The organism is Lichenicola sp. (assembly GCF_965198575.1).
Taxonomy (GTDB): Bacteria; Pseudomonadota; Alphaproteobacteria; order Acetobacterales; family Acetobacteraceae; genus Lichenicola.
Map to the genome: position 1 here is coordinate 1344307 of NZ_OZ240671.1, position 26436 is coordinate 1370742.

General features: G+C 67.6%; 18 protein-coding genes and 1 pseudogene. 6 read left to right on the top strand and 13 right to left on the bottom strand.

Annotation, left to right across the window (positions count from 1 at the left end; genetic code table 11):
• Positions 1-8 precede the first annotated feature (8 nt).
• Positions 9-1379, top strand: a complete 1371-nt coding sequence (locus ACOEQ2_RS06345; protein WP_419730536.1) for a UDP-glucose dehydrogenase family protein — start codon at positions 9-11, stop codon at positions 1377-1379.
• Positions 1380-1489: 110 nt separating this feature from the next.
• The gene (locus ACOEQ2_RS06350) at positions 1490-2305 is read left to right on the top strand and encodes a hypothetical protein (protein ID WP_419730537.1); all 816 of its coding nucleotides are present in this window, start codon (positions 1490-1492) and stop codon (positions 2303-2305) included.
• 191 nt (positions 2306-2496) lie between these two features.
• Here ACOEQ2_RS06350 and ACOEQ2_RS06355 read toward each other — a convergent pair whose 3' ends face one another.
• Entirely contained in the window at positions 2497-3825 is a 1329-nt protein-coding gene (locus ACOEQ2_RS06355) for a hypothetical protein (RefSeq protein ID WP_419730538.1), read from the bottom strand.
• Positions 3826-4014: 189 nt separating this feature from the next.
• Between ACOEQ2_RS06355 and ACOEQ2_RS06360 the strand changes: the two genes are divergently transcribed.
• Complete coding sequence (locus tag ACOEQ2_RS06360; protein ID WP_419730539.1) at positions 4015-5091, top strand: glycosyltransferase family 61 protein; 1077 nt, start codon at positions 4015-4017, stop codon at positions 5089-5091.
• A 16-nt stretch (positions 5092-5107) separates the two neighbouring features.
• Here the strand turns inward: ACOEQ2_RS06360 and ACOEQ2_RS06365 are convergent, their stop codons facing one another.
• The 10 genes and pseudogenes from ACOEQ2_RS06365 to ACOEQ2_RS06410 form a co-directional block, all read right to left on the bottom strand.
• Entirely contained in the window at positions 5108-6160 is a 1053-nt protein-coding gene (locus tag ACOEQ2_RS06365) for a glycosyltransferase (RefSeq protein ID WP_419730540.1), read from the bottom strand.
• 122 nt (positions 6161-6282) lie between these two features.
• Positions 6283-6939, bottom strand: a complete 657-nt coding sequence (locus tag ACOEQ2_RS06370) for a class I SAM-dependent methyltransferase (RefSeq protein WP_419730541.1) — start codon at positions 6937-6939, stop codon at positions 6283-6285.
• 108 nt (positions 6940-7047) lie between these two features.
• Positions 7048-8757 carry a hypothetical protein gene (locus tag ACOEQ2_RS06375; protein WP_419730542.1) on the bottom strand — a complete coding sequence of 570 codons (1710 nt, stop codon included), beginning with the start codon at positions 8755-8757 and terminating at the stop codon, positions 7048-7050.
• A gap of 86 nt (positions 8758-8843) precedes the next feature.
• Positions 8844-9569, bottom strand: a complete 726-nt coding sequence (locus ACOEQ2_RS06380) for a tetratricopeptide repeat protein (RefSeq protein ID WP_419730543.1) — start codon at positions 9567-9569, stop codon at positions 8844-8846.
• A 45-nt stretch (positions 9570-9614) separates the two neighbouring features.
• Positions 9615-11117 (bottom strand): replicative DNA helicase, encoded by a 1503-nt coding sequence (locus tag ACOEQ2_RS06385; RefSeq protein ID WP_419730544.1) that lies wholly within the window; start codon positions 11115-11117, stop codon positions 9615-9617.
• 61 nt (positions 11118-11178) lie between these two features.
• Positions 11179-12474, bottom strand: coding sequence for an AGE family epimerase/isomerase (locus ACOEQ2_RS06390; protein WP_419730545.1), 1296 nt, complete (start codon positions 12472-12474; stop codon positions 11179-11181).
• Positions 12475-12626: 152 nt separating this feature from the next.
• Positions 12627-14078: pseudogene (gene rfaE1 / locus ACOEQ2_RS06395) on the bottom strand (D-glycero-beta-D-manno-heptose-7-phosphate kinase); the annotation flags it as partial.
• Positions 14079-14087: 9 nt separating this feature from the next.
• Positions 14088-14756, bottom strand: a complete 669-nt coding sequence (gene gmk / locus ACOEQ2_RS06400) for a guanylate kinase (protein WP_419730546.1) — start codon at positions 14754-14756, stop codon at positions 14088-14090.
• Between the two features lie 432 nt (positions 14757-15188).
• Positions 15189-16811, bottom strand: a complete 1623-nt coding sequence (locus tag ACOEQ2_RS06405) for a Hint domain-containing protein (protein WP_419730547.1) — start codon at positions 16809-16811, stop codon at positions 15189-15191.
• Positions 16812-17582: 771 nt separating this feature from the next.
• Complete coding sequence (locus tag ACOEQ2_RS06410) at positions 17583-19157, bottom strand: 2-isopropylmalate synthase (protein ID WP_419730548.1); 1575 nt, start codon at positions 19155-19157, stop codon at positions 17583-17585.
• 400 nt (positions 19158-19557) lie between these two features.
• On the opposite strand from ACOEQ2_RS06410, the gene ACOEQ2_RS06415 reads away from it, so the two are divergent.
• Positions 19558-20139, top strand: coding sequence for a glycine zipper family protein (locus tag ACOEQ2_RS06415; RefSeq protein WP_419730549.1), 582 nt, complete (start codon positions 19558-19560; stop codon positions 20137-20139).
• 136 nt (positions 20140-20275) lie between these two features.
• Here ACOEQ2_RS06415 and ACOEQ2_RS06420 read toward each other — a convergent pair whose 3' ends face one another.
• Entirely contained in the window at positions 20276-20752 is a 477-nt protein-coding gene (locus ACOEQ2_RS06420) for a MarR family winged helix-turn-helix transcriptional regulator (RefSeq protein ID WP_419730550.1), read from the bottom strand.
• 101 nt (positions 20753-20853) lie between these two features.
• On the opposite strand from ACOEQ2_RS06420, the gene ACOEQ2_RS06425 reads away from it, so the two are divergent.
• The gene (locus ACOEQ2_RS06425) at positions 20854-21228 is read left to right on the top strand and encodes a nuclear transport factor 2 family protein (RefSeq protein WP_419730551.1); all 375 of its coding nucleotides are present in this window, start codon (positions 20854-20856) and stop codon (positions 21226-21228) included.
• Here the strand turns inward: ACOEQ2_RS06425 and ACOEQ2_RS06430 are convergent, their stop codons facing one another.
• Entirely contained in the window at positions 21229-22098 is an 870-nt protein-coding gene (locus tag ACOEQ2_RS06430; RefSeq protein WP_419730552.1) for an N-acetylmuramoyl-L-alanine amidase family protein, read from the bottom strand.
• A 663-nt stretch (positions 22099-22761) separates the two neighbouring features.
• Here ACOEQ2_RS06430 and ACOEQ2_RS06435 point away from each other — a divergent pair.
• Complete coding sequence (locus ACOEQ2_RS06435; RefSeq protein ID WP_419730553.1) at positions 22762-26280, top strand: Rne/Rng family ribonuclease; 3519 nt, start codon at positions 22762-22764, stop codon at positions 26278-26280.
• Positions 26281-26436: the final 156 nt, after the last annotated feature.

Here is a 26436-nt window from a genome sequence, read left to right on the forward strand (position 1 = left end):
CAACCCAGATGCGGATCGCGATGATCGGTGGCGGCTATGTCGGGCTGGTGTCGGCTGCCTGCTTCGCCGAGTTCGGCAACCAGGTGGCGGTGGTGGAAACCCATCCCGGCCGGCTGGCAGCGCTGGCGAAGGGCCAGATCCCGATCTACGAGCCCGGCCTGGACAAGCTCGTCGCCGACAACATCGAGAGCGGCCGGCTGTCGTTCGGTGACGACATCGCGGCTGCGGTGGACGGTGCGGAGGCGATCTTCATCGCGGTCGGCACCCCGCCCCGGAACGGCGACGGCCACGCCGACCTGACCTACGTCTTCGCCGCCGCCGAGCAGGTGGCACGCGCGATGACCGGCTATGCGGTGATCGTCACCAAATCGACGGTCCCGGTGGGCACGGGCCGGCGCATCGCCGAGATCGTCGAGCGGGTGCGGCCGGAGCTCGACTTCGACATGGCCTCGAACCCGGAATTCCTGCGCGAAGGCAGCGCCATCGGCGACTTCATGAAGCCGGACCGGGTGGTGATCGGCACCGACACCGAGCGGCCAGGGGCCGAGCGCGCCCACGAGGTCATGCGCCGGCTGTATCGCCCGCTGTACCTGATCGAGGCGCCGATCCTGTTCACCAGCCTGGAAAGCGCCGAGCTCATCAAGTACGCCGCCAATTCCTTCCTGGCGATGAAGATCAGCTTCATCAACGAGATGGCCGATCTGTGCGAGCGGGTCGGCGCCGACGTGCACGAGATCGCCCGCGGCATCGGGCTGGACGGACGCATCGGGCCGAAGTTCCTGCATGCCGGGCCGGGCTACGGCGGGTCGTGCTTTCCCAAGGACACGCTGGCGCTGATGCGAATCGCCCAGGAGGCCGGCGCCTCGTCGCGCATGGTCGAGGCGACGGTGCAGGTGAACGATGCGCGCAAGGCCAGCATGGGTGCCCGCATCATGTCGGCCTGCGGCGGCAGCGTGCGCGGCAAGACGATCGCGGTGTTCGGCCTGACCTTCAAGCCGGAGACCGACGACATGCGCGATGCCGCCTCGATCCCGATCATCCACCGGCTGGTCGAGAACGGCGCGCTGATCCGTGCCTTCGATCCGGCCGGCATGCAGGCGGCGCGGCCGTTGCTGCCCGAGCGCGGCGTCACCTATTGCGTCAATGCGCTCGAGGCGGCGCAGGGGTCGGACGCGATCCTGGTGCTGACGGAGTGGAACGAGTTCAGGGCACTCTCGCCGGCCAGGCTGCGGGGCCTGATGCAGGGCCGCGTGGTGATCGACCTGCGCAACATCTACGACCCTGCGGCGATGCAGGCGGCCGGCCTCGATTACAGCTCGATCGGCCGGCCCCGGATGCGGCACGACGCACCGCTCGGTCGGCTTGCGAACGACATCTGAGGGAGAAGCGGTTCATCATGCTGCTCGTGGCTTTCCGTGCGCATGTCTGGGACGCGCAGATCGAGTTGCTGGCGCGCAGGCTCTATCGGGCGTCGGCAGGGACCCGGTTCGTGGTCATTGCCAACGAGACCGACGGCGAGTTGAACACGTGGCCGTTCGACAAGGTGACGCACACCACCGACTTCTCCGAGTTCGGCCTACCGGCGTTCCCGGCACAGCGGACCCTGTGGAACAACGGAGACTATCCGCTCTATTTACTGCGCAAGCAGTTTCCTGATCACCAGGCGTATGCGCTGGTCGAGTACGATGTGCTTGTCAATTTCGATATGACCGCGCTGATGCAGATGGCGGTCGACGAGAAGATCGACTTTGTCGGCACGCACATCATGGAGGCGGCGCCCGATTTTCCCTGGTATGATTCGCTTGCGGATCGCTTTGCAAAACCGATGCGGGCGCTGATCCCGATGATGATCGTCTCGGGCCGGGCGATCGACCACATGCTCGACGTCCGGCAGGCCATCATGCGGACCAAGGTGCCGACCGAGCCGAAGGACTGGCCGTTCGTAGAAGGCTTCATTCCTTCCGCGATCGCGCAACTCCCCGATGCGAAGATGTTCGACTTCTCCACCCGGATCGGCTGCCCGCATTTCTGGGTGGACGAGCCGATCCATTTCGACGAGCCGCATTGCCGTCTCGAGAACACGATCAACCACCCGGTCATGAGCGGCGAGCGTTTCATCCGCCGGTGCTTCAGCAAAAACACGATCGATCGGCTGTTCCGGGAAAACGACCCCCCGACCCGAGCCCTGCAGTACTACCACCCGCGCGAATTCGTCCCGTTCCTGCAGGCGCTCGTGCTGGGTCGTGGCGATCCCCTGCTGGAGCAGCGTTTCGAGACGCTGTGCCGGGACCGCCACTGGGTTTAATCGGTGTCCGGCTCGTCAGCACGCGCTGGATGCTGCCGCAAGGCGACTTTCGACATCGCTTGCGAGCGCCTCGTCCCTGACACGGGGTTGCGACCTGGCCATATCGGATCGGGCACCGGTTGCAGGGCAAGAGTGAGCCCCGCTTTGTCACGGCAACGCAACGCGATCGGCCTGATCCTTGCCCGGCTGATTCAGTAGCCCGCCCAACGATCCATGAGCGCGCCGATATCGATGGCGATGCCGCCCAGGGACTTGATGCGCCCGCAATAGATGATGCCGAGCGGTCCCGGCGCCGACACCAGGAAGACGGCACCCGGAAACGGCACGGTGATTTCCTCGAGCACCTGAAGATGACGTTCCGGCAGGAAGCCGGACGCATTCCCGACCGACAATCGATCGCGCGTCAGATCGCCCGGCACGATGATCGAGCGGATATCGCTGATGCCGCAGAAATGCCCGAGCTTTCGCGCCAGCGCCGGGTGCGCGCCGATCGTTCCCAGGAACGGCAGGCCACTCAGCATGGGACGCAGGTACGGCACCGCCTCGTGCAGGATGTCGGCAATATAGAAGCTGGTGAAGGCGGCGTCCGGACCGCTGGGCAAGGATTGGCGCATCTCGGCCAGGAAACCGAACTGGAACGGATCGTCGCGTAGATGCTCGACTTCCGGAATGCCGATCAGATCGGCGCCGCGGAGTGCGTCGGCGAACATCCGCTCCAGATGGGACAGGAACAGGATGCCCAGCGTCTCGGCCGTCGCGCCGAACCAGCCCTCCCAGACGCTGTTGACGACCGCCGACAGCTCCTGTTGCCGCAACACGCGGTTGGCATGCAGGCTGACATAGCAGGCGAACCGGGCCAGTGCGTAGTCCAGCCGGACCAGGCTGAACGGCTGCCTGGCCGCCACCGCCTGGCTTAGGCTCTGCGACACGCGGTCGCCGCCGTGCCAGCGATCCGACTGTCGCAGCGCGGTCGCCTCCGCCAGCACGGCCTCACGGTCGAACGTCAGCGCCAGCTTCGCCGAGGCGAGATGCGCGAATGGCGGATACGGCGAAGGTCCGTTGGCGGCGAGGCGATCGAGCAGTGGCTGGGCCCGGATCAGCTCGTCGTACGCGCCGATGGCCGACAACGCCATGGTGTAGTTCCACAGCGTATCGTTGGCGTGGCCCAGATGCGGCACCGCCGCGCGCAGGAACGGGATGGCGCCGGCGAAATCCCCGGCCATGCACAAGGCGGCGCCCATCTGGCTGTTCAGGAGGGCGTCGTCCGGCTGCATCCGCAGCAGCAGCCGCAGCGACTCCAGCACGAGCGGCTGATCGTTCTGCTGGCGGGCCAGCCGCAGTTGCAGGGCGTAGGCCGGGGTCACATCCGGCCAGAGAGCCAGGGCGCGACGGCAGGCTTCGAGCGAGCTCGCCCACTGCCCCTGCTGCTCGAGATGCTGCGCCTGCCGCAGGCACGTCTCCGGATCGAGCGGATCCACCACCAGGGCCTGTTCGAGTAAGGCGAGGTCGTCTTCAGCCATCCCGGTCACGGCAGGCTGGCGGACATCGAAAGTGACGGGCTGCTGAAGCGCACGCTGCGGCCTCTCCTGCTTCGGACGATCGCGGCGGTGCAGGGGGCTCGTGACCGTACTGCATACTAGTTGCGCGGTGCCGGGTGCTCAAGCGACTATCGTCCACGGCAGCCTCGAGGATATTGGCGTGGGTTCGAAATGACCGAGGACTATCTCTATGTGAAGGACGCCGTGCGTCAGCGCATGCCCGGCTTCGAGTATGAGGAAGCCTCACCGGTCGAGCACCATCTGCGCCCCTCGCCCCGCCTGCTGATCGGACCGGTGCCGCGCGAGTTCGGGCGGTGGCATTACGGCGACCGGGAGGCGCCTGCCGTCGGGCTGTATCGGATCGACGACGTCACGCTGCAGTACGACCGCATCCTGCGCCAGCGGGGGCGGACCATCTGCATCGAGCAGAACGGCATGCACCCGGGTTCGATCGCGCAGGCGGTGCAGCCGCCGGATCTGCGCCCGATCGAGGTGTCCGGCGAGGTTGTCCTGCTTTGCGGCCCGGCGTACCAGATGTACGGCCATTGGCTGGTCGACTTCCTGCCGCGGCTGCATGTGCTGACGCGTCTGGGGCTCGACCTCGAGGCGCTGACCTACCTGCTGCCGCACAACATCATGCCCTTCGCCCGCCAGTGGCTGTCGCTGCTGCGGATCCGCGACGAACAGATCCGCAGCTACGACACGGTGACCGATCGCTGCGAGATCGAGCGGGTGCTGATCCCGACCGGCTTCCGCGGTGACGGACGTGCCAACACCCTGCTCGCCGACGCATTGCGTGACTACAAGACACGCATCATCGGCACCCCGGAGCTGCCGGCCACGCGCCGGGTATTCGTCTCTCGGCGGCGCTGGGGCAACGACAGCCGCAGCCTGGTGAATGCACAGCAGGTCGAAGAGCAACTGGCCGCGGACGGCTTCGAGATCGTGTTCCCGGAGGAAATGAGCACCGCCGATCAGGTCACGCTGTTCGCCGGGTCGCGGCTGCTCGTCGGCGAATATGGATCCGGGCTGCACAATTCGATCTTTGCCGGATCGTCCGCGACCGTGGTCGCCTTCCGGGGCGCCGAGGGCCACCCGGGGTTCCTGCAGACCGGTCTGTGCGACGCACTCGGCCAGGACATCGGCTACGTCTTCTGCAGCGCCGATCCTGCCTCCGACAACCCGCAGCATTTCCAGGCGGCGGCACCGGACCTGAAGCTGCTGCGATCGCTGCTGCCGGAGATGTAGCCGACGGGCCGCCGGTTCAGATCAGGCGCCAGTTGCCTTCCTTGCTTGCCTTGTACTCCATCGGGGGTGCCGTGAAGATCCGGCGGTACTCGCTCTCCTCCAGGAACACGGTTTTCTGGAACGGATTGCCGCCGAAATACTGCTCAGGTTCGCAGAACAGATCGAGGATGGCAAAGCTCAGCGCACCAGGCCCGGTCAGCACCCAGACCCCCGACTTCCTGCCGTGCCGCATCGTGCTGTCGATGTTCTGAATGCAGTAATTGAAGGCACGCTCCACGATCCGCGTGCCGCTGACGGTGCCGATGAACCAGTTGTTGATACAGCTCGGCAGTCCCCTGCTGAAGGTATAGATCTCCTCGATCCCGCCGGTCTGCAGGAATGGGTCGAGCGAACGGTCGCACACCTCATCGGCATCGACGTAGAACCCGCCATGTCGGTAGAGATATGCAAGCCGGAAGAAGTCGGCTTTGGCGGCGACGTGAAAACAGCCGCGATAGATGTCGACGATCCGGGTGCCGTATTCGGTCGCCAGGAAATCCTGCGCCGCGTCGTCGGAGAAGAGCGCGTGCTCGTAGTCCGGGTTCGCCGCCCGGCAGCGCTGCATCAGCAGCGAGACTTCGTCCGGCGGCACCGCCTTGTCCCAGTATTGCAGGATGCGTCGCGGGATTCCGATGCCGGGTGCATTGGCCGGCAGCGCCGCCAGGCCCGCAAGCGTGTTCTGTGGCAGGATGCCTGACAGCAGCGCCAGTTCCAGGAAGCTCAGCCAGCCATCCTCGAACGGACTGCCCTCCCGGACATGACGGCGCATCGCCAGGTAGAATCCCACTCCCTTGGTCGTTGCGTAGAGCTGGTCGGCGGAAGCGGCTGCCTTGAGCAGCTTCAGCGCCGGCTCCGCCTCGCCTTGCGACTGCAGGATCAGGCTGAGATGGAACAGCGACACCGCGTCGGTCGGGCGCTGCTGCAGCACCTGCTCGAACGCCCGGCGGCCCTCCACGACGGCGTGGCGGCGGTAGGCCTCGACGCCGGCCCTGCGGAGGGCCTCGAGCTCCGGGGAGGAGTTATCGATCATGTCCATCTCCGTCTGCGCAGCCTGTCCCCGACCAGACACCGGACCTGACCAGGCGATCGTCCAACTCAGGCGGGATGCCCTGGTATAGACGATGCACGCCCGCCTGCAGAGGCTTTCGTCGGCTAGGCGCCTTTTCCTGCCTCCACGCCACGCGGCGACGGCACCACCTCCTTCTCGAACACGACCATGCTGTCGAAGAACGAGACGCCGAACGTGCTGCGGAAGAAACCTCCGAACGCGTCGCGATGGGCATCGATGTGGAAGCCGTTCAGCTCGTCCAGCTTCTGCTTGGCGAATTCCATGAACGTCCCCTCGCGCCGGTAGCCGCCCTGGAACGGCTCGTGGTAGCTCGTATGCACATCCTCGGTCAGGAAGATGCCGCCCGGCCGCACCGTGTCGTACAGCTCCTCGAACGTGACGATCTGCTGCTCCATCGTGTGGCCGCCATCGTCGATGATCACGTCGAAGGTCTGGAATTCGCTGACAAGGCTGCGGAGGAAGTCGCGATTATCCTGGGAGCCGATCCGCACCAGCGTCTTGCCCTGCTCGTAGCCCTTGCATCGCGGGTCGATGTCGACGCCGACGAGCAGCATCGAGGGACCGAAATACTGGCGCCACATGTCGAGCGATCCGCCTTGCGAAACGCCGATTTCCAGCATCCGGAAATCGCTCCTGCCCCTGAACTTCGCCAGGAATTTTTCATAGACGCGGAAATAATGCTCCCACTTCTGGCAGACCCTGTGCGGCCTGTTATAGAAAATGTCTTCCAGATCGCTCATGTCTCGTTCCCTTGGCGAAACGCCGCCGGCCCCTGCGGCCGTGGAACGCGGGTGCGCAACACGAGACTACAGGGCGTTCCGCCATGGCAACAAGGATCTTCGCCGGCGCTACTGGAGCTGGCCGCTGAGCAGCGCACTGCCGGTGCTGTCCACCAGGATCTCGAGCCTGGCGAACTGCCCTCCCGACCGGACCAGGCCGTTGTAGGACTCGATCGTGACGCCGGTCGAACCGGCGATCGTGACGATGCCGGCGCCTGTCTGGATGACGCCGATCCGGCAGCCGATCTGCAGCCCGAGTGGCACGGTGTAAGTGTGTGCGACGGATCCGGTGTCGCGGATCGTCGTGCCGCAGCTGGTTGGCGCGAGCGTCGCCGAACCTGATCCTGCAACAATCACCCCACCGCCGATCTGTGCCGACCCGGATACCGTAAGCGACGTCGCCAAGACATTGCCGCCGGAGTCCACCGCCATTCCGACTGCCGGCAGGACGTCGCTGGTCGCCGGACCGCCGCCGACATGCAGCGACTGGGCGAACACCGACCCGTCCGCTCCGAGCCACATCGTGTCGATGTGCGAGTGCACGACCCCGGTGGGGTCCTGGGCGCCGGCAGTGCGCTCGACCAGCAGCCTGCTGCCGACGCTGCCGGTGCGGACGACGATGCCGTTATAGGTGCCGGGTCCGTTGCCGGCATTGCCCTGGATCGTCATGACGTTGGTGATCGGCGACGTGCCGCCGACGATGTAGTCGACCGCACCGACATTGTCCCAGCTATCCATCTCCGGCACGCCGGCAGCGCGACTATCCAGGATCTCAGTCTCGTTGGCGGTGCTGGGTCCGTCGCTGCCAGCCTCGAGAAAATTGATCCAGTTCGATCCGAACAGGCTGCAGCGCGTGTTGGCAGCCGGGCAATGCGACTGCACCGAGACGCCGACCAGGTCATGCGTCGCCGTGACCGCGTCGCCCCGGAAGGCATACATCGAGGTGTCGTTCTGGGTGAGCACGATGTGCAGGGCGTTCTTCTGGTAGCCCCCGGTCGCCTGGGTCGGATCGGCGGTAACCGGCAGAAAGATGCCCTCCTCGCCGGTGGTCGAGACCATCCGCTTGACGACCTCGAGCGCCGCGCCACCGGCCTGTTGCATGATCGACTGGTCGCCCTGCTCGGCGATGCCGCCAAGCTGGGCGAAGCTGGCGCCCTCGGTGATCCAGGTGATGCCCGGTTTGTTGCCGACATATCCGGTCATGTAATAGCGACCGGGCGGCACGTAGATCTGCGCCGGAGCGTTCGCCGCCGCCAGCGCCGCGGCAAATGCCGGGACGTCGTCATGCGTGCCGAAATCGAGCTGTTCACCCACCGACGCGGTTGCAGTGGTCGCGGCACTGAGCCCGATCGAGACCACGCCGGCAGTGCCTGCAACGGAGGTGACGGTCGTTCCGGCCGGGATGCCGTAGCCGACGACGATGCGGCCGATGGCCGGTGCCGGGCCGGTCCCGATCGCAAGAACGGTCGAGGCAGCCGGCGCCGCCTGGCTAAGATACGCGGTCGTGGCGTCCGCGGTGGTGCCGAAATCCGCGACGTCGATCCGCTCGATCAGACGATCCGCCCAACGACGCGCGATCGCGCCTGGAATACCTGCGGTCGCAATCGTGTTGCTCGTGTCGCCACCGGCCGCCGACACCTTGCCGGCCGCGATCCCCGGTCCGGGCGCCCAGCGGAACTGCTGCTGCAGCATGAGGGGGGTCGGCCCATTGGACTGTGCATCCGCTCCTGCCGCAACGACCGGGGAGCACAGGACCAACAGCAGAAGCGTATGGCGCATTCATCCTCACCGCAGCAGGGGGCCACACGATAGCCGTCCCAACGACCATTGCCGCCAGGGAGTGAAGTCCCACCGCTGCCGGACGATCAGGCGACCGACGGATCCGGCATCGGTGCCGCAGCAAGGCGCGCCTCTGCGATCTCGAGCTCGTTGCGGATCGCAAGGTTGTTGATCGCCGCCGCCTGCGCGACCCGGAGATGCTGCACCGCCTCGGTCAGTTCACCGGCCGCCAGCGCCACCTTGCCCTTGGACCAGTACACCAGCGGCTGCTGCCGCTGGTCGTCCAGGTGACGATCGAGCGCCACCTTGAGCAGCGGGCTGAGCTCGGCCACCTGGGCGGCGGGCAGGTTCTCCAGCATGTGCGCGAGCATCGATGGCGGCCCCAGATCCATCGGTGCCTGCTCCATCGCGAACAGATACGCGCCGATCGACTCGTCGATCCTGCCCTGCATGCGGATCGCCGTCGCACGGCCGTTATAGGCGTCAAGCCGGTCCGGGAACTCGTCGATCACCGCCTGCCATCGGCGCTCGACCTCGCTCCAGTCCTGCCGGCCGATCGAGACCATCGCCAGCAATATGAGGTAGGTGGCCCGGTCCGGCGGATCCTGTCCGACATCCTCGAGATGACGCTCCGCCTTGTCCCACTCCCGCACCCGCAGCGCCGCCTCTGCCTTCTCGAGCGCCGCGACCGCCTTGGCGAGCTTGGCAAACGGCCAGGACTGGGTCGGCGGCTCAACCTGAGGGGAACCCACGGGCGGAGCTAGGTCGGGGTCGATCGCGGCGCGGCCCTTGAACAGACGTCTGAACACCATGGTCGCCAAGCCCCGGCAGAACGCTGGCAGGTCCCTCGATCGGCCTTACCCGCCGTGCACCGTATCCAGATCGGCGAAGCGGGTGAACTCGCCTTCGAAGAACAGGTCGACCTTGCCGGTGGGGCCGTGCCGCTGCTTCTCCAGCAGGAGTTCGGCCTTGTTGTGCACCTGGTCCATGTCGCGCTGCCACTTCTCCAGCGCGGTCTGGTACTTGTCGCCGGTGTCGAAGCCGATCTGCTTCGGCATGCGCTGCTGCAGGTAGTACTCGTCGCGATAGACGAACATCACCGCGTCGGCGTCCTGCTCGATCGATCCGCTCTCGCGCAGGTCCGACAGCTGCGGCCGCTTGTCCTCGCGGCTCTCCACCTGGCGCGACAGCTGGCTCAGCGCCAGCACCGGGATCGCCAGCTCCTTGGCCAGCGCCTTCAGCCCCTGGGTGATCATGGAAATCTCCAGCACCCGGTTGTCCGGCTTGGTGCCGACTGCCGGCCGCATCAGCTGCAGGTAATCGACCACGACCAGGCTCAGCCCCTTGGTCCGATGCAGGCGCCGACAGCGTGTACGCATCGCGGACAGGCTGATCGCGGGCGTGTCGTCGATGTGCAGCGGCAGCGTCTGCAGCTCGCGGCTCACCTGCACGAAGCGGTCGAACTCCTTCTGCCCGATCTCGCCGCGGCGGATGCGCTCCCCCGATACCCGGCTCTCCTCCGACAGCAGGCGGGTGGCCAGCTGCTCGGCGCTCATCTCCAGCGAGAAGATCGCCACCGACCCCTTCGGCTGGGTGCCCGCCCCCTTCTCGCGCGCCTCCTGCATCAGGAAACGCGCTGCCCCGAAGGCGATCTTGGTGGCCAGCGCGGTCTTTCCCATCGCCGGGCGGCCGGCCAGGATCAGGAGGTCGGACGGGTGCATGCCGCCGGTCTTCTTGTCGAGGTCACGCAGGCCGGTGGTCAGGCCGGCGACCGCGCCGGTGCGGTGGAACGCCTTTTCCGCGATGCCGATGGCGTCGGTCAGCGCGCGCTCGAAGGTGACGAAGCCGCCATCCTGGCCCTTGTCGGTGGCAAGCCGGAACAGGGTCTCCTCGGCGGCCTCGATCTGGCTGCCGCCATCGAGCTCGGGGTTCAGCCCGAAGGCGTTGTTCACCACGGTTTCGCCGATATCGATCAGCTGCCGCCGGATCCAGGCATCGTGGATCGCCTTGCCATACTCGCCGGCATTGATGATGCCGACCATCGCGGTCAGCAGCTGTGCGAGGTACGCGGTGCCGCCGACCTCGTCGAGAATGCCGGAATGCTCGAACTCGGCCTTGAGCGTGATGGCGTCGGCGAGTTGGCCGGCCTCCACCCGCCGCACGATCGCCTGGTAGATGCGGCCGTTGATCGGGTCGGTGAAATGGTCCGGGATCAGGAACTCGGCGACGCGCTCGTAGGCCTTGTTGTTGGCCAATAGCGCGCCCAGCAGGGCCTGCTCGGCGGCAATGTTCGAGGGCGGCAGGCGCTGCGAGAGGCCGAGCAGGGAGTCGCGGGGGGGCGTGGGGTCGATCTGGTTCACCACAGCCTTCTAGCGCAGTTGGCCTGTGGATGGGTGGTACAGAAGCGGTGGATAACGGGGATCAAGTGAGGACAGGGCGCTGCCCTGGACCCGCTGGGGCCGCGGGCCCCAGACCCCGGGCGACAAGTCTGTCCAGCTCAACCCAGGCAGCCATGATGTGGTAGAAGGAGCTGGTCGGGATGCGGTCTATCGCAGGCCTGGCGAACGCGTCGAGCTGGTCGATCCAGGTTCCGGACGGCAACACGGCAGCGTCGCGGCCGACCAGGTAGCGGGACAGCAGATTGTCGGTGGTCACGACGATGGCACGCAGCCGGGCATCCGCCGCCTCCGGATCGGCCGCCCGTACGGCTCGCGCGTGCATCACGCAATGCGCCCGCAGCATCTCGGTCTGCACCCACAGTCGCGACGAACCCCTCCGCAAACTGCCGTCGCGACCGATCTCGTCACGCACCAGACCGGTGGCCGGGCCGACCCCGTGCCGCATCGCCACCCCGTCCAGCCGCCGCACGAGATCGCCGGTGGCCGTGCCGGTCAGCGCCTCGTGGCGGTCCAGCAGCCAGACCCACTCGGCGTGGTGACCGGGCTCGACCTTGTCGCCCTCCAGCCCCGCCGCCCGCCGCCAGTCCTCCTGGAAATACTCGCCGAGCGTGTCGCTGCCCGGCTCCAGCAGGTGCTCGCGGAACAGCACCACCAAGTCGCCGGCAAGGTCGGCCCAACGCTGGTCGCGGCTCACGTCGAACAGCTCCAGCGCCGCCTCGAGCAGGTGCATGTGCGGGTTCTGCTGCCGCCAGCCGGGCTCCGGCGGCCACGCATTGGCGAACCCGCCGGATGGGCGCGACATGCTCCGGCGCAGGAACCCGAGCGTTCGCGCCGCCTGGGCCAGCGGAGCGGGCGCGCCGGTCAGCCGGGCATAGCGGGCGAGCCCGAACAGGACGAAAGCCAGGTCATAGAGGTCGTTGGTTGGGTCGAGCACCTGTCCGTCGGGATCGAGCAGCCGCGCCCAGCCGCCGTCTGCCGCAGCGCCATGCCGGGTCATGAAGCGGTGGATGCCGTCGGCGATCGCGGCGGCCCCGGCATATCCGCGCGCTGCCGCCTCGGCGAACACGTAGAGCTGTCGAGCCTGCACCCGCATCCGCCGGAACCCGGGTTCTCCAGGCACGCCAGCCAGGGTCACGAACTCGGCGGCACCGCGTCCCCGCCCGGCCGCCGCCGGCGGGTTCATGCCGACCGTGCTCCAGAACGGCAGCGCCAGCTCGAAGATCCAGTCGCGCAACCCGGCATGCACCCGAAGGATGTCCTGCTCCGGCCTGGCATGGGGGTCCGCATCCGAGGTGGCGATGCCCGGCAGACGTTCCATCAGCCGCGAGTGGCCTCCGGGTGGATGCTCGCATGGTCGACATCGGTGCTGATGCTGCTGACCCCGCCATCCGATCGGATGCCCTCGCGCCGTGTATCCGATCGGATATCGTCGCCTGTCCGATCCGATCGGATTTCCGCGTTCGGGGGATCCGATCGGATGCGTGCGATCGTGGCGCTCGTGGACGTGTCCGGCACCAGTCGTGCCAGCACCACCCGGCCGCCATTCGCCTCGACCTCGCGCGCGCCCACGACCTGGTCCGCCGTGTAATCGGCGCCCTTCACCAGCACGTCGGGCAGCAGGGCGCGGATCAGCTCCAGCGGCGTGTCCTCCTCGAACGCGACCACCGCATCGACATGACGGATCGCCGCGATCACCTGAGCACGGGCGCCGAGCGGGTTGACCGGCCGGCTCGCCCCCTTCAGCCGCGACACGCTGTCATCCGTGTTCAGTCCCACCACCAACCGGTCGCACGCGGCCCGGGCGGCGGCCAGAAGTGCCACGTGGCCGGGATGGATGATGTCGAAGCAGCCATTGGTGAAGCCGACCGACAGCCCCTGCTCCTTCCAGCGCGCCACCAGCCCCAGCACGCGCGACCGCGACGACAGCCCGGCGATGTTGCCGCCTTCGGGAGCCAGCCCGCCCAGTTCCTGGTCCTGCAGGTCGAGCTCCTCCAGCACCTCGGCGATATCGGCGGTGGCGGTGCCGAGCTTGCCGACGACCACCCCGGCGGCCGCATTGGCGATATGCATCGACTGCTCCAGCGAGCGGCCCGAAGCGAAGGCCAGCGCCATGGTGGCGATCACCGTGTCGCCGGCGCCGGACAGGTCGAACACCTCGCGCGCCCGCGACCGCACCGCATGCACCGCACCTGAACGCTCGACCAGCATCATCCCCTTCTCGGACCGGGTCACCAGGATCGCGTCCGAGCCCGCCAGCGCCATCACCTGCTGCGCCGCCTCGACCACCGAGGCATCGTCCTCGACCGGGCGACCGGCCGCGGCGGCAAGCTCGCGGGTGTTCGGCTTGATGCAGGTCGCGCCCCGGTAGCGCACCACGTCGGGCGATTTCGGATCGACGAAGACCGGAATACCGCGCCCCCGTGCCAGCTCGATCGCCCGGGCAATCACCGGCTCGCCGAGCGTGCCCTTCGCATAGTCCGAGAGCAGCAGCACGTCGGCGCGATCGATCCACGTCTCGATCCCGGCGATCAGGGCCGCCTGCTCGGCAGGCTGCAGGGCAAGCCGGCTCTCCTCGTCGGCCCGCACCACCTGCTGGTGAGCGGCGATGAAGCGCGTCTTGCACACCGTCGGTCGATCCGCAGTGGTGACGAGCGCGTCGCTCAGCCCGGGCTGCGCCGCAATGATCCGCCGCAACCTGATGCCGGCCTCGTCGTCGCCGAGCAACCCGACCAGGATCGCCCGGCCGCCCAGCGACAGGATGTTGTTGGCAACGTTACCGACGCCGCCCGGCATCTCGGCAGTACGGGTCAGGCGCAGCACCGGCACCGGCGCTTCCGGCGAGATCCGCTCCATGTCGCCATAGACGAAGCGATCCAGCATCACGTCGCCGACGCACAGAACGGTCAGTTGGGAGAAATCCATCGGGCCGCCTCAGCCGAAACCCTGCACGAGTGCCGCCATGCCGCGCTGCCGGACCGTGGCGATGCGGGCGGCGTTCAGCACCGCGCGCGCGTCGCCGATCGCCCGCTCGAGCACCTCGTTGACGATCACGTGGTCGAACTCCTTCCAGTGCGAGATCTCGTCGCGGGCGGCCGCCATCCGCCTGGCGATCTCGTCCGCGTCGTCGGCGGCGCGTGCCCGCAGCCGGCGTTCCAGGATCGGCAGCGACGGCGGCAGCACGAACAGGCTCACCACGTCGGCGGGGAGTGCTGCACGCAACTGCCGGTGGCCCTGCCAGTCGATGTCGAACACCATGTCGCGGCCGGCGGCGAGGCACGCTTCGACCGGCGCCCGCGGGGTGCCGTAGCCGCGGCCGAACACCTCGGCCCACTCCACCAGTTCGCCGGTGCGCGCCATCTCGGCGAACTGCTCCACTTGGCGGAAATAATAGTGCACGCCCTCGGTCTCGCCCGGCCGCGGCGCCCGGGTGGTCACGCTGACCGAATGCTGCAGCTCCGGCTCGGCGGCACGCAGCGCGTTGGCGATGGTACTCTTGCCGGCACCGGACGGCGCCGAGATCACCAGGCACACGCCCCGTCTTGCAAGGCCGGGGCGGTGCAGGCTGGAGCGGTTCTGGCCCTGATCAGGCGGCGGCGACATGCAGGTTCCTCGGGGCGCGCTGGCCGCGACGTTCTAGCAGGCGAGCGCACGGCTGTGGAACAGTCCCGCCACCACGGCCCCGCCGCGCCCCATGCTCCTGCGTCATGAGCGACCTGTTCGCCCCCCACGCTATCCACCCCCAGGCTGTTCACGCGGGTGGCCCGGCTGTCCGGTGCCGGGAGCGCCCGATCATCGGGGCCGGGCGCATGGAGAGGTGGCGACTTGACCCGCGTCCGACGCGTCTGCCCGGGTGAACCGCCAGCATGTCGAGGCTGCCGGCACCGATGCGATGTGGCCGTCCGATCTCGCCGTGTAAGGCATCACACCGGGGACAGCACTCCTTGAGCGGCGGTCAGGAGCGGACGCCGCCGGACACCTGGATTCTGCTGCAGATCGAGGATCAGAACTGCCGGCGGACAAGGCCCTCGACGATTACGCCGCGCCACCTGCGCTTGCCGCCGCATGGACCATCGTTGCGACGAGATGGACGTCCAGGATGCTGCCATCGGCCATGTCGGGGAGATGCAATGTGGCTGCACCATCGGTCCAGCGCGCCTGGTCTTCGCCGGCATGCCACCCCGGCAGGTTGAAATCGACCGCCGGAAACTCCGCGTCATTCAGACCGTCCCACAGCACAAGCTTCTCTACCTTCACGCCGAGCCGGCGACGATCGTCGCAAAACGGCCCGATCACGTCGGCTGGCGTCGATGCCCGCGAGATCAGCCGGATCGGCCGGGTCCCATGCGGGATCCGGAACATCTGCTTCGCTGCATCATGCCAGCATGGCGGGATCGTCCTCCCGTCATCCAGCAGGACACGCAGATCCGGCTCGTCGGTCAGCACGGTTTCGCGGCGTGGTCGGTAGCCCAGCACGGAAGCCCGCTGATCCAGCCTGTGCCATATCGGTTCGACGTCGGCACGGGCGACCGCCAGCGGGGCCGCCATAGGCTGTCCGGAACATTCCTCAGCCGCTCCATCCAGCATCAGTGCCCGGTTTCCGCTGTCGAAATAGCTCTCCGTCATCAGGTCTTCGGAGACGACAATCCCGTGCTGGGGGAGCTCGATATGAAAGAACTCGAACGCCGTGATGGTATCATCGATGGTGATCGATCGACCATTCACCAACATCCGCGCTGGAGTAAGGCAGCCATCGATGAAGATGCAATGTTCCTGTGTCACCAGCAGATCACGCGACGGCACGCCCTCGCCGAATGCGCCGGCACGTATCCGCACCGGATAGACGGTCCCCGGATCCTGCACCGAAGCCGCGTCGATGCGCCGGCTTCCGACCCAGATGATCGGCATGGGCACGGCGACACCGGCGACGATCGTCGTCACCAGGTCACCAGGCCGCAGCGCCTCGACACAGGTTTGTCCGGCCGGGGTCGCGATGAGCGTGCCGCTCAGAAAGCAGAGATACGTGATCTGCACGCCACCTGCAGCGTCGGAGCCGATCACGAATTTCGTTGTCTTGTATGTTCCGCCGCTGAACGCGATCGTCGAGAGCAGATTGTCATCCGAGTCGAGCACCTCGAGCGTGCCGCCCCCGGCCTTGGTCTGGGACCAGAACGCGTAGTCACCGTCTGCGTAACCGATGGCGTCGAGGTCGATTGCATCAGTCGTGGCAAAGCCGGCGACCTGGGCGCCGAGATATGCCGCGGAGGTGGCATTATCGACAACGAGCGTGTCGCTGGTGCCGTACATGCCGATCGTGGTGTTCGTGCTGAGCTGGGCGGTATCGGCACCGATCGTGAACGTGCCGAAGCCGGTCGTGACGCCGGTAGCGCCCGGTTGATTCTCGAGTCCGATATTGAACGCGACCGTACCGGTAAGCGCCTCCGACGCATCGAAGACGAGGTTGGCATAATAACCGGCATTGATCGTGAACGAATATCCGGACCCGGTCAGGTCGGTAATGGTCAGGTTGTTCGCGGTCGTCGTCGTGCTGTAGGCGTTGAGCGTCGATCCGGCGCCGACGGTCAGCGTGTCTGTGTAAGTACCACTTCCGGTCTCATAGTCCTGAGCGCCTGCAGCAATCGTGATTGTTCCACTCATCGCATCGAGCTCCGGTTCATGACGGGGAGGAGACTGAAGTCGCAGCAGGTGAGTGAGCTATTCCAGAGAAGTAACGGTTCACCTACGCACGTTTGCGAGGTTCAAAAATTGATTTGTGCGTCGGATCCTGTACATGCTCCAGAAATCAGCCGCCGCTGTGCAGCGTGCCGTAACGGCCAGAAGATGATCGTTGCTGCGACACCTGGGGCTGCAAATAGAGCCGGCTCGAAGACGCTGTTTGCCGGTGCGTCAAAAGTCATCGAGGCGCAAGCGCTCTCGATCTGGTGAGACCTCCTGTAGAGCGTCGCGTCAGGCAGGATCACGATCCTCCGGCGCCCGGTGGCGGGATGCAAAGCTGGATGCCGCGTCTAGAGAGGGTCTCCAGGCAGAACGCCCGCCGATGGGAGGCCCGGCAGGACCGTGCCCGGCACCCGACGTGCCCTTCCACTCCATGCCATAGCCGGTGGACGATCCCGGCGGCGAAACAGCGATCGTCGGCTCGACCCGGCCGCAGGAGGGACGCGTCATCGTCGCTGAAGCCGGCTGGATCCCCAGGGAGGCAAGCAGAGCGAGCGACCGATCAGGCCGTCTGTCCAGGATACGGAAATATGTCGTCGGGGGCATGAGCGCCACGACGGGGCAACCCACGGAAAGGTGCAGGTCGGGACAACCGCCCACGGAGAGCGGGCACCCGGCCCAGGGGCCGGTTTTACCAGGACCGGCGCAGCCCGCGCACTGCGACCGGAGACCTGGCCTGCTGTCGTCAGGAACTTAAGCCGAGAGAGTTTCCGGCGCCTGGCGGGTGCGCTTCACCAGCAGCTTGTTGAGCGCATGCACATAGGCACGGACCGCGGACACCACGGTGTCGGTATCCGCACCCTGGCCGTCGACCATCTTGCCGTTCTCGCGCAACCGCACCGTGGTCCGCGCCTGCGCGTCGGTGCCCTCGGTGACGGCGCCGACGGAATACAACGCCAGCACCGCCTCGTGCGGGAACAGCGTGCGGACGGCATCGAACGCCGCGTCGACCGGACCATCTCCGGTGGTCTCGGCACGGCTGACCACGCCGTCGATCTCGAGCTCCAGCTCGGCACGCGCGGGGCGACGCGACCCCGCCACCACATCGATCGACACGAAGCGGATGCGGGCATGGTCGCGCAGCTCGTCATCGACCAGGGCGACGATGTCCTCGTCGTGGACGACCTTCTTGCGATCGGCGAGGTCCTTGAAACGGACGAACGCGTCCTGTACCTGGTTGTCGCCGAGGTCGCCGTAGCCCATCGCAGCCAGCTTGTCGCGGAACGCGGCACGGCCGGAATGCTTGCCCAGCACCAGCGACGACTTGGTCCAGCCGACGCTCTCCGGGGTCATGATCTCGTACGTCGCGGCGTTCTTCAGCATGCCGTCCTGGTGGATGCCGCTCTCATGCGCGAACGCGTTGCGGCCGACGATCGCCTTGTTCGGCTGCACGTCGAACCCGGTGATGGTCGCCAACATGCGCGACACCCGCAGCAGGTTCGGCGTGACGATGTTGTTCTGGTACGGCAGCACGTCGGCTCGCGTGCGCAGCGCCATCACGATCTCCTCGAGGGCCGCGTTGCCCGCACGCTCGCCGATGCCGTTGATGGTGCACTCGATCTGCCTGACACCCGCCTTTAGCGACGCCACCGTGTTGGCGACCGCCAGGCCGAGATCGTTGTGGTTATGCGCCGAGAGGATGACGCCGTCCGCACCCGGCACCCGCTCGCGGATCATGCTGAAGATCGCCGCCATGTCCTCGGGCGTCGAGTAGCCGACGGTGTCGGGGATGTTGATGGTGGTGGCACCCGCCTTGATCGCCGCCTCGACGCAGCGGCACAGGAAGTCGGGCTCGGTGCGGCTGCCATCCTCGGCCGACCACTCGACGTCGTCGGTGAAGTTCCGCGCCGCCTGGTTGCCGGTGGTGATCAGCCCCAGCACCGTCTCGGGCTCCATCCGCAGCTTGAACTTCATGTGCAGCGGCGAGGTCGAGATGAAGTTGTGGATCCGCGGGCGGGCCGCCGGGCGGACCGCCTCGGCGGCACGGGCGATGTCGTCGCGGCCGCCGGTGCGGGCCAGGCCGCAAATGACCGGGCCGCGCACGTGCTCGGCGATCTGGCGCACGCTGTCGAAATCGCCGGGGCTCGCCACCGGGAAGCCGGCCTCGATCACGTCGACGCCGAGCTCGGCCAGGGCGTGCGCCATGCGGAGCTTCTCCTCGATGTTCATCGAGAAGCCGGGCGACTGCTCGCCGTCGCGCAGGGTGGTGTCGAAGATGATGACGCGGTCGTCGGCGATGCGGCCGAAGCTCGGGTGGTCGACGCTCATGGTGGCTCCGTCTGGTTCGGTCGGCCGGCAGGTCCGGGATGGTGCCCGCGGCCTCGTGTTCCGGCGCTTGTGGCCCGTCATTGCGGGTATGATGCGGTAGGCTGGCCTCGAACTCCCCAAAGCGCGCCGACGGATGTCCCGCCAGCTCCTCGCTCAGGGGCTGTTAAGTCGAAGCGCGATCGCGCCGATACCGTTCGGATGCCATGGCATGCATCGCTTGTAGCCGAGGACGGCCGTTTTGCCAGCCCAAAGCGACCAGAATGTTGCGCGGCAGTGGTGCCCCGCGCGCATGCGCGCTGCGGATGGAACCCTTGGTTACAGCAAGTCGTCTCCACGAGACGCATCGGGCTCCTATATGATGGGACCGTCGGACCCCAACCGTTTTCAGGCTGATCGATCCATGCGCTTCCTGCAGACTGCCTCTCCAGCCCTGGCCGGCGTTCTGGCCAGCACGATGCTGTTGTCCGCCTGCGCGGTCGCCCCGCCGCCCGGACCATCGATCCTTGCGCAGCCGGGCAAGGGCAAGACCATGCAGCAGTTCGAAACCGACGATCAACATTGCCGGCAGTTCGCGGCCCAGGCGAACGGCGGCGTGACCCCGGCCGAGGCGGCCAACCGCGCCGGTGTCGGCAGTGCCGTCGCCGGGACCCTGCTCGGGGCCGCCGCCGGCGCGCTGCTCGGTACTGCGTTCCATAATCCGGGCGCGGGTGCTGCGTTCGGTGCTGGTGGCGGCCTGCTCGTGGGCTCGTCCGCCGGTGCCGCAAACGGGCAGCGCTCGGCGGCCGCGTTCCAGCAGAATTACGACACAGCCTATGGGCAGTGCATGATCGCGTCGGGTGACACCATCGTGCAGCCGGCGCGATACCAGGGTCCGCCGCCGGGCTATGGCTATGGCGGTGGCGGCTATGGCGGTGGTGGCTACGGCGATGGTGGCTACCCGCCGCCTCCGCCTCCTCCCCCGCCGCCCGGCTATGGCTACTAGAGCATCATCCGACCGACCCCGATGATCGCTCGGATTAAGTTGCTCGCCAGAACAACGAACTAGAGCTTCTTCCGGTCCCATTCGGTCGGGAAAGGCTCTAGAGCTCGGTGGCGTCCGCCTGGCGCCCCACGGGCTGCTAGGTGCCCGTCCGGAAGACCGGCGCTCGGGGTGATCCGACGCGCGCGACCTCATCGAGGCCGGCGATCAGACGTGTCAGCAGCGTCACCAGGAGCCCGACCTCCGCCTCGGTGAAGTTGCGTAGAACCTCCTGGTTGCCCTGGAGCAGAGTGGCGACTGCATCCGGCAGGCGAGCTTCGGCAAGCTCCGTCAGCGTGACCTGGCTGCTGCGCCGGTCAGCCGGGTCGTGCTCGCGCCGGATCAGTCCGTCCCGCTCCATCCTTGCAAGCATCTGGGCCATCGGCGGCTGCTCGATCCTGGCGAAGCGGGCCAGGTCACGCTGGGTACTGGCCCGACCGTCCCGAAGCGCCACCAGCACCGGCACGTGCCCGACGCCAAAACCAAGCGGTTTGAGCCGGGCCTCGCTGAGGCGGGCTAAGCCGCGCGCCGCAAGGCCGATCAAATGACCGGGTGTCGAAAGCACGTCTTGGTTCATCGCACCCTCACCCCTGGCAATCAGCCTCACCCTAGTACATACGTGCATATGTAACTAGGGGTGCCCTGGTTCGGCGATTGCGCCTCGCAGGGAGAGATCCGATGGATGACGACGTCAAGCTCCTCGGCCGGCTCTATGCCTGTTTCAACGCACGCGACATCGACGGCATCCTGACTGCGCTTACCGACGATGTTGCCTGGGCCAACGGCATGGATGGCGGTCACGTCCATGGCTGCGACGCCGTGCGAGAGTACTGGACGCGCCAGTGGCGCATGGTCAGTCCGCACGTCGAGCCGGTGCGTTTTCAGCGGGCCGCGGATGGCGTGATCGTTGCCGAGGTCCGGCAGTCCGTTCGCGATCTCGACGGCCACCCGCTCCAGGGTCAGACGCATGGGCTCGCCGACAAGACGGTCAGCCACGTGTTCCAGCTTCGGGACGGCAAGGTGGCCCGCTTCGATATCCAGGACGCTGCCTGATCAGCCGGACAGCCTGGTGAAGCCGGCGGCGGACGAGGCGAAATAGCCGTCGATCGCCCGGGTCATCGCCGACGCGACCATGGCCCGATGCGAGGCCTGGCGCAGCGCCGCCTCGTCCTGGTGGTTCGACATGAAGCCCATCTCGACCAGCACGCTCGGGATGTCGGCGGCTTTCAGCACCACGAAGCCGGCATGCCGCGACGGGTTGTTGAGCAGCCCGATCTGCGGCCGGAATGCGTTGACCACGCTGCCCGCCATGTGCGCCGAGCCGACCCGCGTCTCCTGGCGCACCAGGCTCGCCAGGATCGCCTGCACCTCGGGCGATGTTCCATGGAAGCGCGGCCCGGCGAAGCGATCGGCGCTGTTCTCGGTGCGGGCAAGGGCGGCGGTCTGCGCGTCGGAGGCGCCATCGGCAAGGGTGTACACGCTGGCGCCGCGGACCGACGGGTCGTGCAGCGCATCGGCATGCATCGACACGAACAGCGCCGCCTGCCTGCCCTCGGCGATCCCGACCCGGTCCTCGAGCGGGATGAAGATGTCGGTGCCGCGGGTGAGCTCGACCCGGTAGCGTCCGCTCGCCAACAATTGGCGTTGCAACTCTGCCGCAGCCGCCTCCGCGACATGCTTCTCATAGGTCCCGGAGACGCCGATCGCCCCCGGATCCTTGCCGCCATGCCCGGGATCGAGCATGACCAGCGGCCTCGGCGGGAGCGCGCGACCGATCCGGGGCGGTGCGGCCAGGGTTCGATGCGCGGCACGTGCCGAGGCAGGCAGGATCATGCCGGCGGCGACGCAGGCCACGGCCCTAATCATGTGCCGGCGTCCGGCATCGGGATGGTCCGGCTCACCCGGCAAGAACCTCACCTGCATGCTCCGGCCTTTGACCATGGTAGCAATCACCTACGGGCGTGTCTTGACGTTAGCACGGAGCGTGAACCGGGGCGATCGTTCTGATCCGCTTGGGGTGCCGGCATGGCGCTTGCGGGGATCGGGAATTCTTGTCATGATGCTCGCGTGTGATGAGCATGCTCGCTCTCGCGGGGGTTGCGTTCCTGACGCGTCACCCTGGGCGTGGGGTGGCTCATCCGGCATGTTGCCTTCCGCATGGAACGCACGCCGATGGTCCCCGGAAGCCAGTCTTCCGCGTCCGGCCCGGCGAGCGCCAAGATGCTCCCGCATCCATGCCGCTCCAGCGGGGACGATTTCATCGTCGACCCTTGCCGGACACGTCAGCCCAAGTCGGGCGTCGTTCGGCATTGCCGTGCGGATCCCGTACCTCACGACTCAAGGACCGGATGACCGCCGCCACAGACCCGAATCGGACCTACGCGACATCGATGGCCTCGTGCCTTCGCGTCGTCGCGGTGCGGGCGGTCGAGGCAGCGTCCACGCTACCGTTGCCGGTCCGTCCCCCCATTGCCGCGCGCGCGACGCTTCCTGCTTTTCCCCACGCCGTCCGGAGGCTCGGATGCATCCGTCCAGCCCGGCCAGGCGACAGGAGCTGTGCCCCGGCGCACCGGAGTTCCTTCCTACATGACCAAGCGCATGCTGATCGACACGACACACGCGGAAGAAACCCGCGTCGTTGTGCTGGACGGTAATCGACTCGAAGATTACGACGTCGAAACCTCGGCGAAGAAGCAGATCAAGGGCAACATCTACCTTGCCAAGATCGTCCGCATCGAGCCGAGCCTGCAGGCCGCCTTCGTCGAGTATGGTGGCAACCGGCATGGTTTCCTCGCCTTCAGCGAGATCCACCCCGACTACTACCAGATCCCGGTCGCCGATCGCGAACGCCTGATCGCGCTGCAGGAAGAGGAAGCCCGCGCCGAGGAGGCCCGCGCCGACCACGAGGACGGCGACGACGACGAAGAGCCCGGCCAGGACCAGGGCCGGCACGAGCATGACCACGGCCAGGCCGAGGAAGCCCGGAGCGAGCACGAGCCGCACGGCCATTCGAAGCATCCTGATCGCGACGACGCGGACGACGACGCCGTCATCGATACCACGGCAAAGTCCATCGATCCGTTCGGGGCCACCCCGGACGGGCCCGAGGATCAGCAGCCGCGTGCGACCGCCAGCCTGGCGATCCATGACGAGACCATCCGTGCGGATTTCGACGCCGGGACCAGCCAGGACGCCGCGCCTGAGGAGTCCGCTGACGACGGTCCGACTGAGGATGCCGCCCATGCGGCTGGCGAGGATGGCGGCCACGAGACCAGGGACCGCGCTCCCCGACGCAACGGGCGCCGCAACGAGCCGCGTGACGAGCAGTCGGACGAGCCGGCGCCGGAAACCGTCGGTGGCGAGAATGTCGGCGACGAGGACAGCCGCGCCCAGCGCCGCACCGCGAGATTCCTGCGCCAGTACAAGATCCAGGAGGTCATGCGCCGCCGGCAGATCCTGCTGATCCAGGTCGTCAAGGAGGAGCGCGGCAACAAGGGCGCGGCGCTGACCACCTACATCTCGCTCGCCGGCCGCTTCTGCGTGCTGATGCCGAACTCGCTGCGTGGCGGCGGCGTGTCGCGCAAGATCACCTCGGCCGCGGATCGTCGTCGCCTGAAGGAGATCACCACCGAGCTCGAGATCCCGCGCGGCATGGCGATGATCGTGCGCACCGCCGGCGCCCAGCGTCCGCGGCCCGAGATCCGGCGCGACTGCGAGTACCTGCTGCGCACCTGGGACGACATCCGCGAGAACACCCTCGCCTCGACGGCACCCTGCCTCGTGTACGAGGAAGCCAGCCTGATCAAGCGGGCGATCCGCGACGTGTACACGCGCGACATCGAGGAGATCGTCGTCGACGGCGAGCCCGGCTGGAAGGGTGCGCGCGAGTTCATGCGCACGCTGATGCCGAGCAACGCCAACAAGGTGAACCTGTGGCGCGACAGCAGCCAGCCGCTGTTCTCGCACTACCAGGTCGAGCACCACCTGGACGCGATGCTGCAGCCGACGGTGCAGCTGCGCTCCGGCGGCTACCTGGTGATCAACCAGACCGAGGCGCTGGTCGCCATCGACGTGAATTCGGGCCGCTCCACCCGCGAACGCAGCGTCGAGGAGACCGCACTGCGCACCAACATGGAGGCCGCCGACGAGGTCGCCCGCCAGCTGCGCCTGCGCGACCTGGCCGGGCTGATCGTCATCGACTTCATCGACATGGAGGCCCGGCGCAACAACAGCATGGTCGAGCGCCGCCTGAAGGACGCGCTGCGCAACGACCGCGCCCGCATCCAGGTCGGCTCGATCAGCCATTTCGGCCTTATGGAGATGTCGCGCCAGCGGCTGCGTCCGTCGCTCGCCGAGAGCAGCTTCGTGACCTGCTCGCATTGCGGCGGCAGCGGCTTCATGCGCGGCATCGAGAGCTCGGCGCTGCACGTGCTGCGGGCGATCGAGGAGGAAGCCGGCAAGCGCAAGGCGGCCGAGATCCTGGTCCGCGTCGCGGGCTCCGTCGCGTTCTACGTGCTCAACCACAAGCGCGCCTGGCTGCAGGAGATCGAGAGCCGGCACCAGATCACCGTGCATCTGGCGGCCGACGACCGGCTGATCCCGCCGGCGCTCGAGATCGAGAAGGTGCGGCCGTATCTGGCGCCGCCACCGGTTGCCGATGCCGTTCCGGTGCAGGCAACCCGGATCCCGATCCAGGCGATGCCGCCGGCCGCATCCGACGAGACCGACGAGACCTGGGACGACGAGCCCGCACAGGCGCCGGACGTGGCGGTCGCGCGGCAGCCGGGCGCGCCATCGGTTTCGGCGGCGGATCGGGCGGTTCCAGCCTCCGAGGGCGAAGGCGAGCAGCCGCGCAAGCGTCGTCGCCGCCGTCGGCGCGGTGGACGTCGCGAGGACGGCTCGGTCATCCCGGAGGGCAGCGCGCAGCCCGAGCTCGATGACGGCGAGAGCGACGACGAGTCACCCGGCGAAATTGCCGCCAATGCGGTGCCGACCCTGCTGCCGGGCGAGACGCTCGCGAGCGCTTCGGTGTTCGAGACCGGCCGCGACGACGATCATGTGGCGCCGGTCGAGGCGAACGCCCGCCAGACAGTCGAGGCGAACGCCCGCCAGTCGATCGAGGCGAACGCCCGCCAGTCGAGCCGGCCCAATTTCGGGCAGCCGAACGTCGGGCAGCCCGGCGCCGGCCAGCCGGAAGCCGGCGAGACCGAGGCCGGTCAGCAGGAGATGCCCGGACGGGGTCGCCGTCGTCGAGGCGGCGGACGCAACCGGCCGCGTCCAGGCACCGGCGAAGCGGAGTCTCCCTCGCAGGACAATGCGAGGCCGGCTGCCAGCGCGCCGCGCCCCTACAACGGTCCGACTCCCGCTGACCCGTTCGGCGGTGGCGATGCGTTCGACATCTTCGAGCTGATCGAGCGCGGCGCCGAGGAGAACATGGCGCTGGCGCCCGATCCGTCAGCCTCGGCAGCGTCTCATGCTCCGGCAAGGCAGCCAGCCGGACCGCGGCAGACGCAAGCCCCGGCGTACCAACAGGCCGATCCGGCGACCGCAGCGCTGACCCCGGAACCGGTCGCGCCCGAGCCCGTGCCGCAGGAGACCGTGCCGCAGGAGCGTGAGGCGGCGGAGACTGGGACCCCTGAGGCGACGCTGGCGCTTGGCGTCGTCGACGGACCGGCGCCTGCTCCCGAACCGGCTGCCCTGACGGGACCTGCGATCGAGGCGACGCCCGAGGCCGAGGCTGGGAGCACACCGGCGACCACGGCGAAGCCGCGCAAGCCGCGTGCAAGTCGCGCCAGGAAGACGGTCGCGGTCGAGGCCGGCGAGACGGCGACGCCGGTGCCGCTGCTTGAACCGGTGGCGTCGAGTGCTGTGGATCCGGACGTGTCGGTAGCGGACGCTCTGCCGCCCGAGCCCGAACGCACCGAAGCCGCGACCGTGCCCGAGCCCGCGCCCGAACCGGCAGTCGCAGCGTCCGCGCCGTCAGCCGGGACCGCCGTTGATGCCCCGGCAGCACCGGCTGGTCCGGACCCGAGCATCGTGCGGCCGATCATCATCGGCAGCGAGGCGTCACCGGCCGCCCGGCGCACGGGTTGGTGGAAACGCTGACCCTTTGATACCGAACTGCCGCGCCCAGGCCCTCCAGCCGAAGGCGCGGCAGCCCCGGTGCTCAGGACCGCTTGACCATTGCTCCCCTGAACCACCCGACAGCAGCCTGGACGGCAACCACCGGACGCCTCCCTTATGGCAGGCAGCCGGCAAGTG

What these genes read in the sequence shown, in the direction of transcription:
- ACOEQ2_RS06345 (WP_419730536.1), top strand. Translation starts at nt 9, where the DNA reads ATGCGGATCGCGATGATCGGTGGCGGCTATGTCGGGCTGGTGTCGGCT.
- ACOEQ2_RS06355 (WP_419730538.1), bottom strand. Translation starts at nt 3,825, where the DNA reads ATGGCTGAAGACGACCTCGCCTTACTCGAACAGGCCCTGGTGGTGGAT.
- ACOEQ2_RS06360 (WP_419730539.1), top strand. Translation starts at nt 4,015, where the DNA reads ATGACCGAGGACTATCTCTATGTGAAGGACGCCGTGCGTCAGCGCATG.
- ACOEQ2_RS06365 (WP_419730540.1), bottom strand. Translation starts at nt 6,160, where the DNA reads ATGATCGATAACTCCTCCCCGGAGCTCGAGGCCCTCCGCAGGGCCGGC.
- ACOEQ2_RS06370 (WP_419730541.1), bottom strand. Translation starts at nt 6,939, where the DNA reads ATGAGCGATCTGGAAGACATTTTCTATAACAGGCCGCACAGGGTCTGC.
- ACOEQ2_RS06375 (WP_419730542.1), bottom strand. Translation starts at nt 8,757, where the DNA reads ATGCGCCATACGCTTCTGCTGTTGGTCCTGTGCTCCCCGGTCGTTGCG.
- ACOEQ2_RS06380 (WP_419730543.1), bottom strand. Translation starts at nt 9,569, where the DNA reads ATGGTGTTCAGACGTCTGTTCAAGGGCCGCGCCGCGATCGACCCCGAC.
- ACOEQ2_RS06390 (WP_419730545.1), bottom strand. Translation starts at nt 12,474, where the DNA reads ATGGAACGTCTGCCGGGCATCGCCACCTCGGATGCGGACCCCCATGCC.
- gmk (WP_419730546.1), bottom strand. Translation starts at nt 14,756, where the DNA reads ATGTCGCCGCCGCCTGATCAGGGCCAGAACCGCTCCAGCCTGCACCGC.
- ACOEQ2_RS06405 (WP_419730547.1), bottom strand. Translation starts at nt 16,811, where the DNA reads ATGAGTGGAACAATCACGATTGCTGCAGGCGCTCAGGACTATGAGACC.
- ACOEQ2_RS06410 (WP_419730548.1), bottom strand. Translation starts at nt 19,157, where the DNA reads ATGAGCGTCGACCACCCGAGCTTCGGCCGCATCGCCGACGACCGCGTC.
- ACOEQ2_RS06415 (WP_419730549.1), top strand. Translation starts at nt 19,558, where the DNA reads ATGCGCTTCCTGCAGACTGCCTCTCCAGCCCTGGCCGGCGTTCTGGCC.
- ACOEQ2_RS06420 (WP_419730550.1), bottom strand. Translation starts at nt 20,752, where the DNA reads ATGAACCAAGACGTGCTTTCGACACCCGGTCATTTGATCGGCCTTGCG.
- ACOEQ2_RS06425 (WP_419730551.1), top strand. Translation starts at nt 20,854, where the DNA reads ATGGATGACGACGTCAAGCTCCTCGGCCGGCTCTATGCCTGTTTCAAC.
- ACOEQ2_RS06430 (WP_419730552.1), bottom strand. Translation starts at nt 22,098, where the DNA reads ATGCAGGTGAGGTTCTTGCCGGGTGAGCCGGACCATCCCGATGCCGGA.
- ACOEQ2_RS06435 (WP_419730553.1), top strand. Translation starts at nt 22,762, where the DNA reads ATGACCAAGCGCATGCTGATCGACACGACACACGCGGAAGAAACCCGC.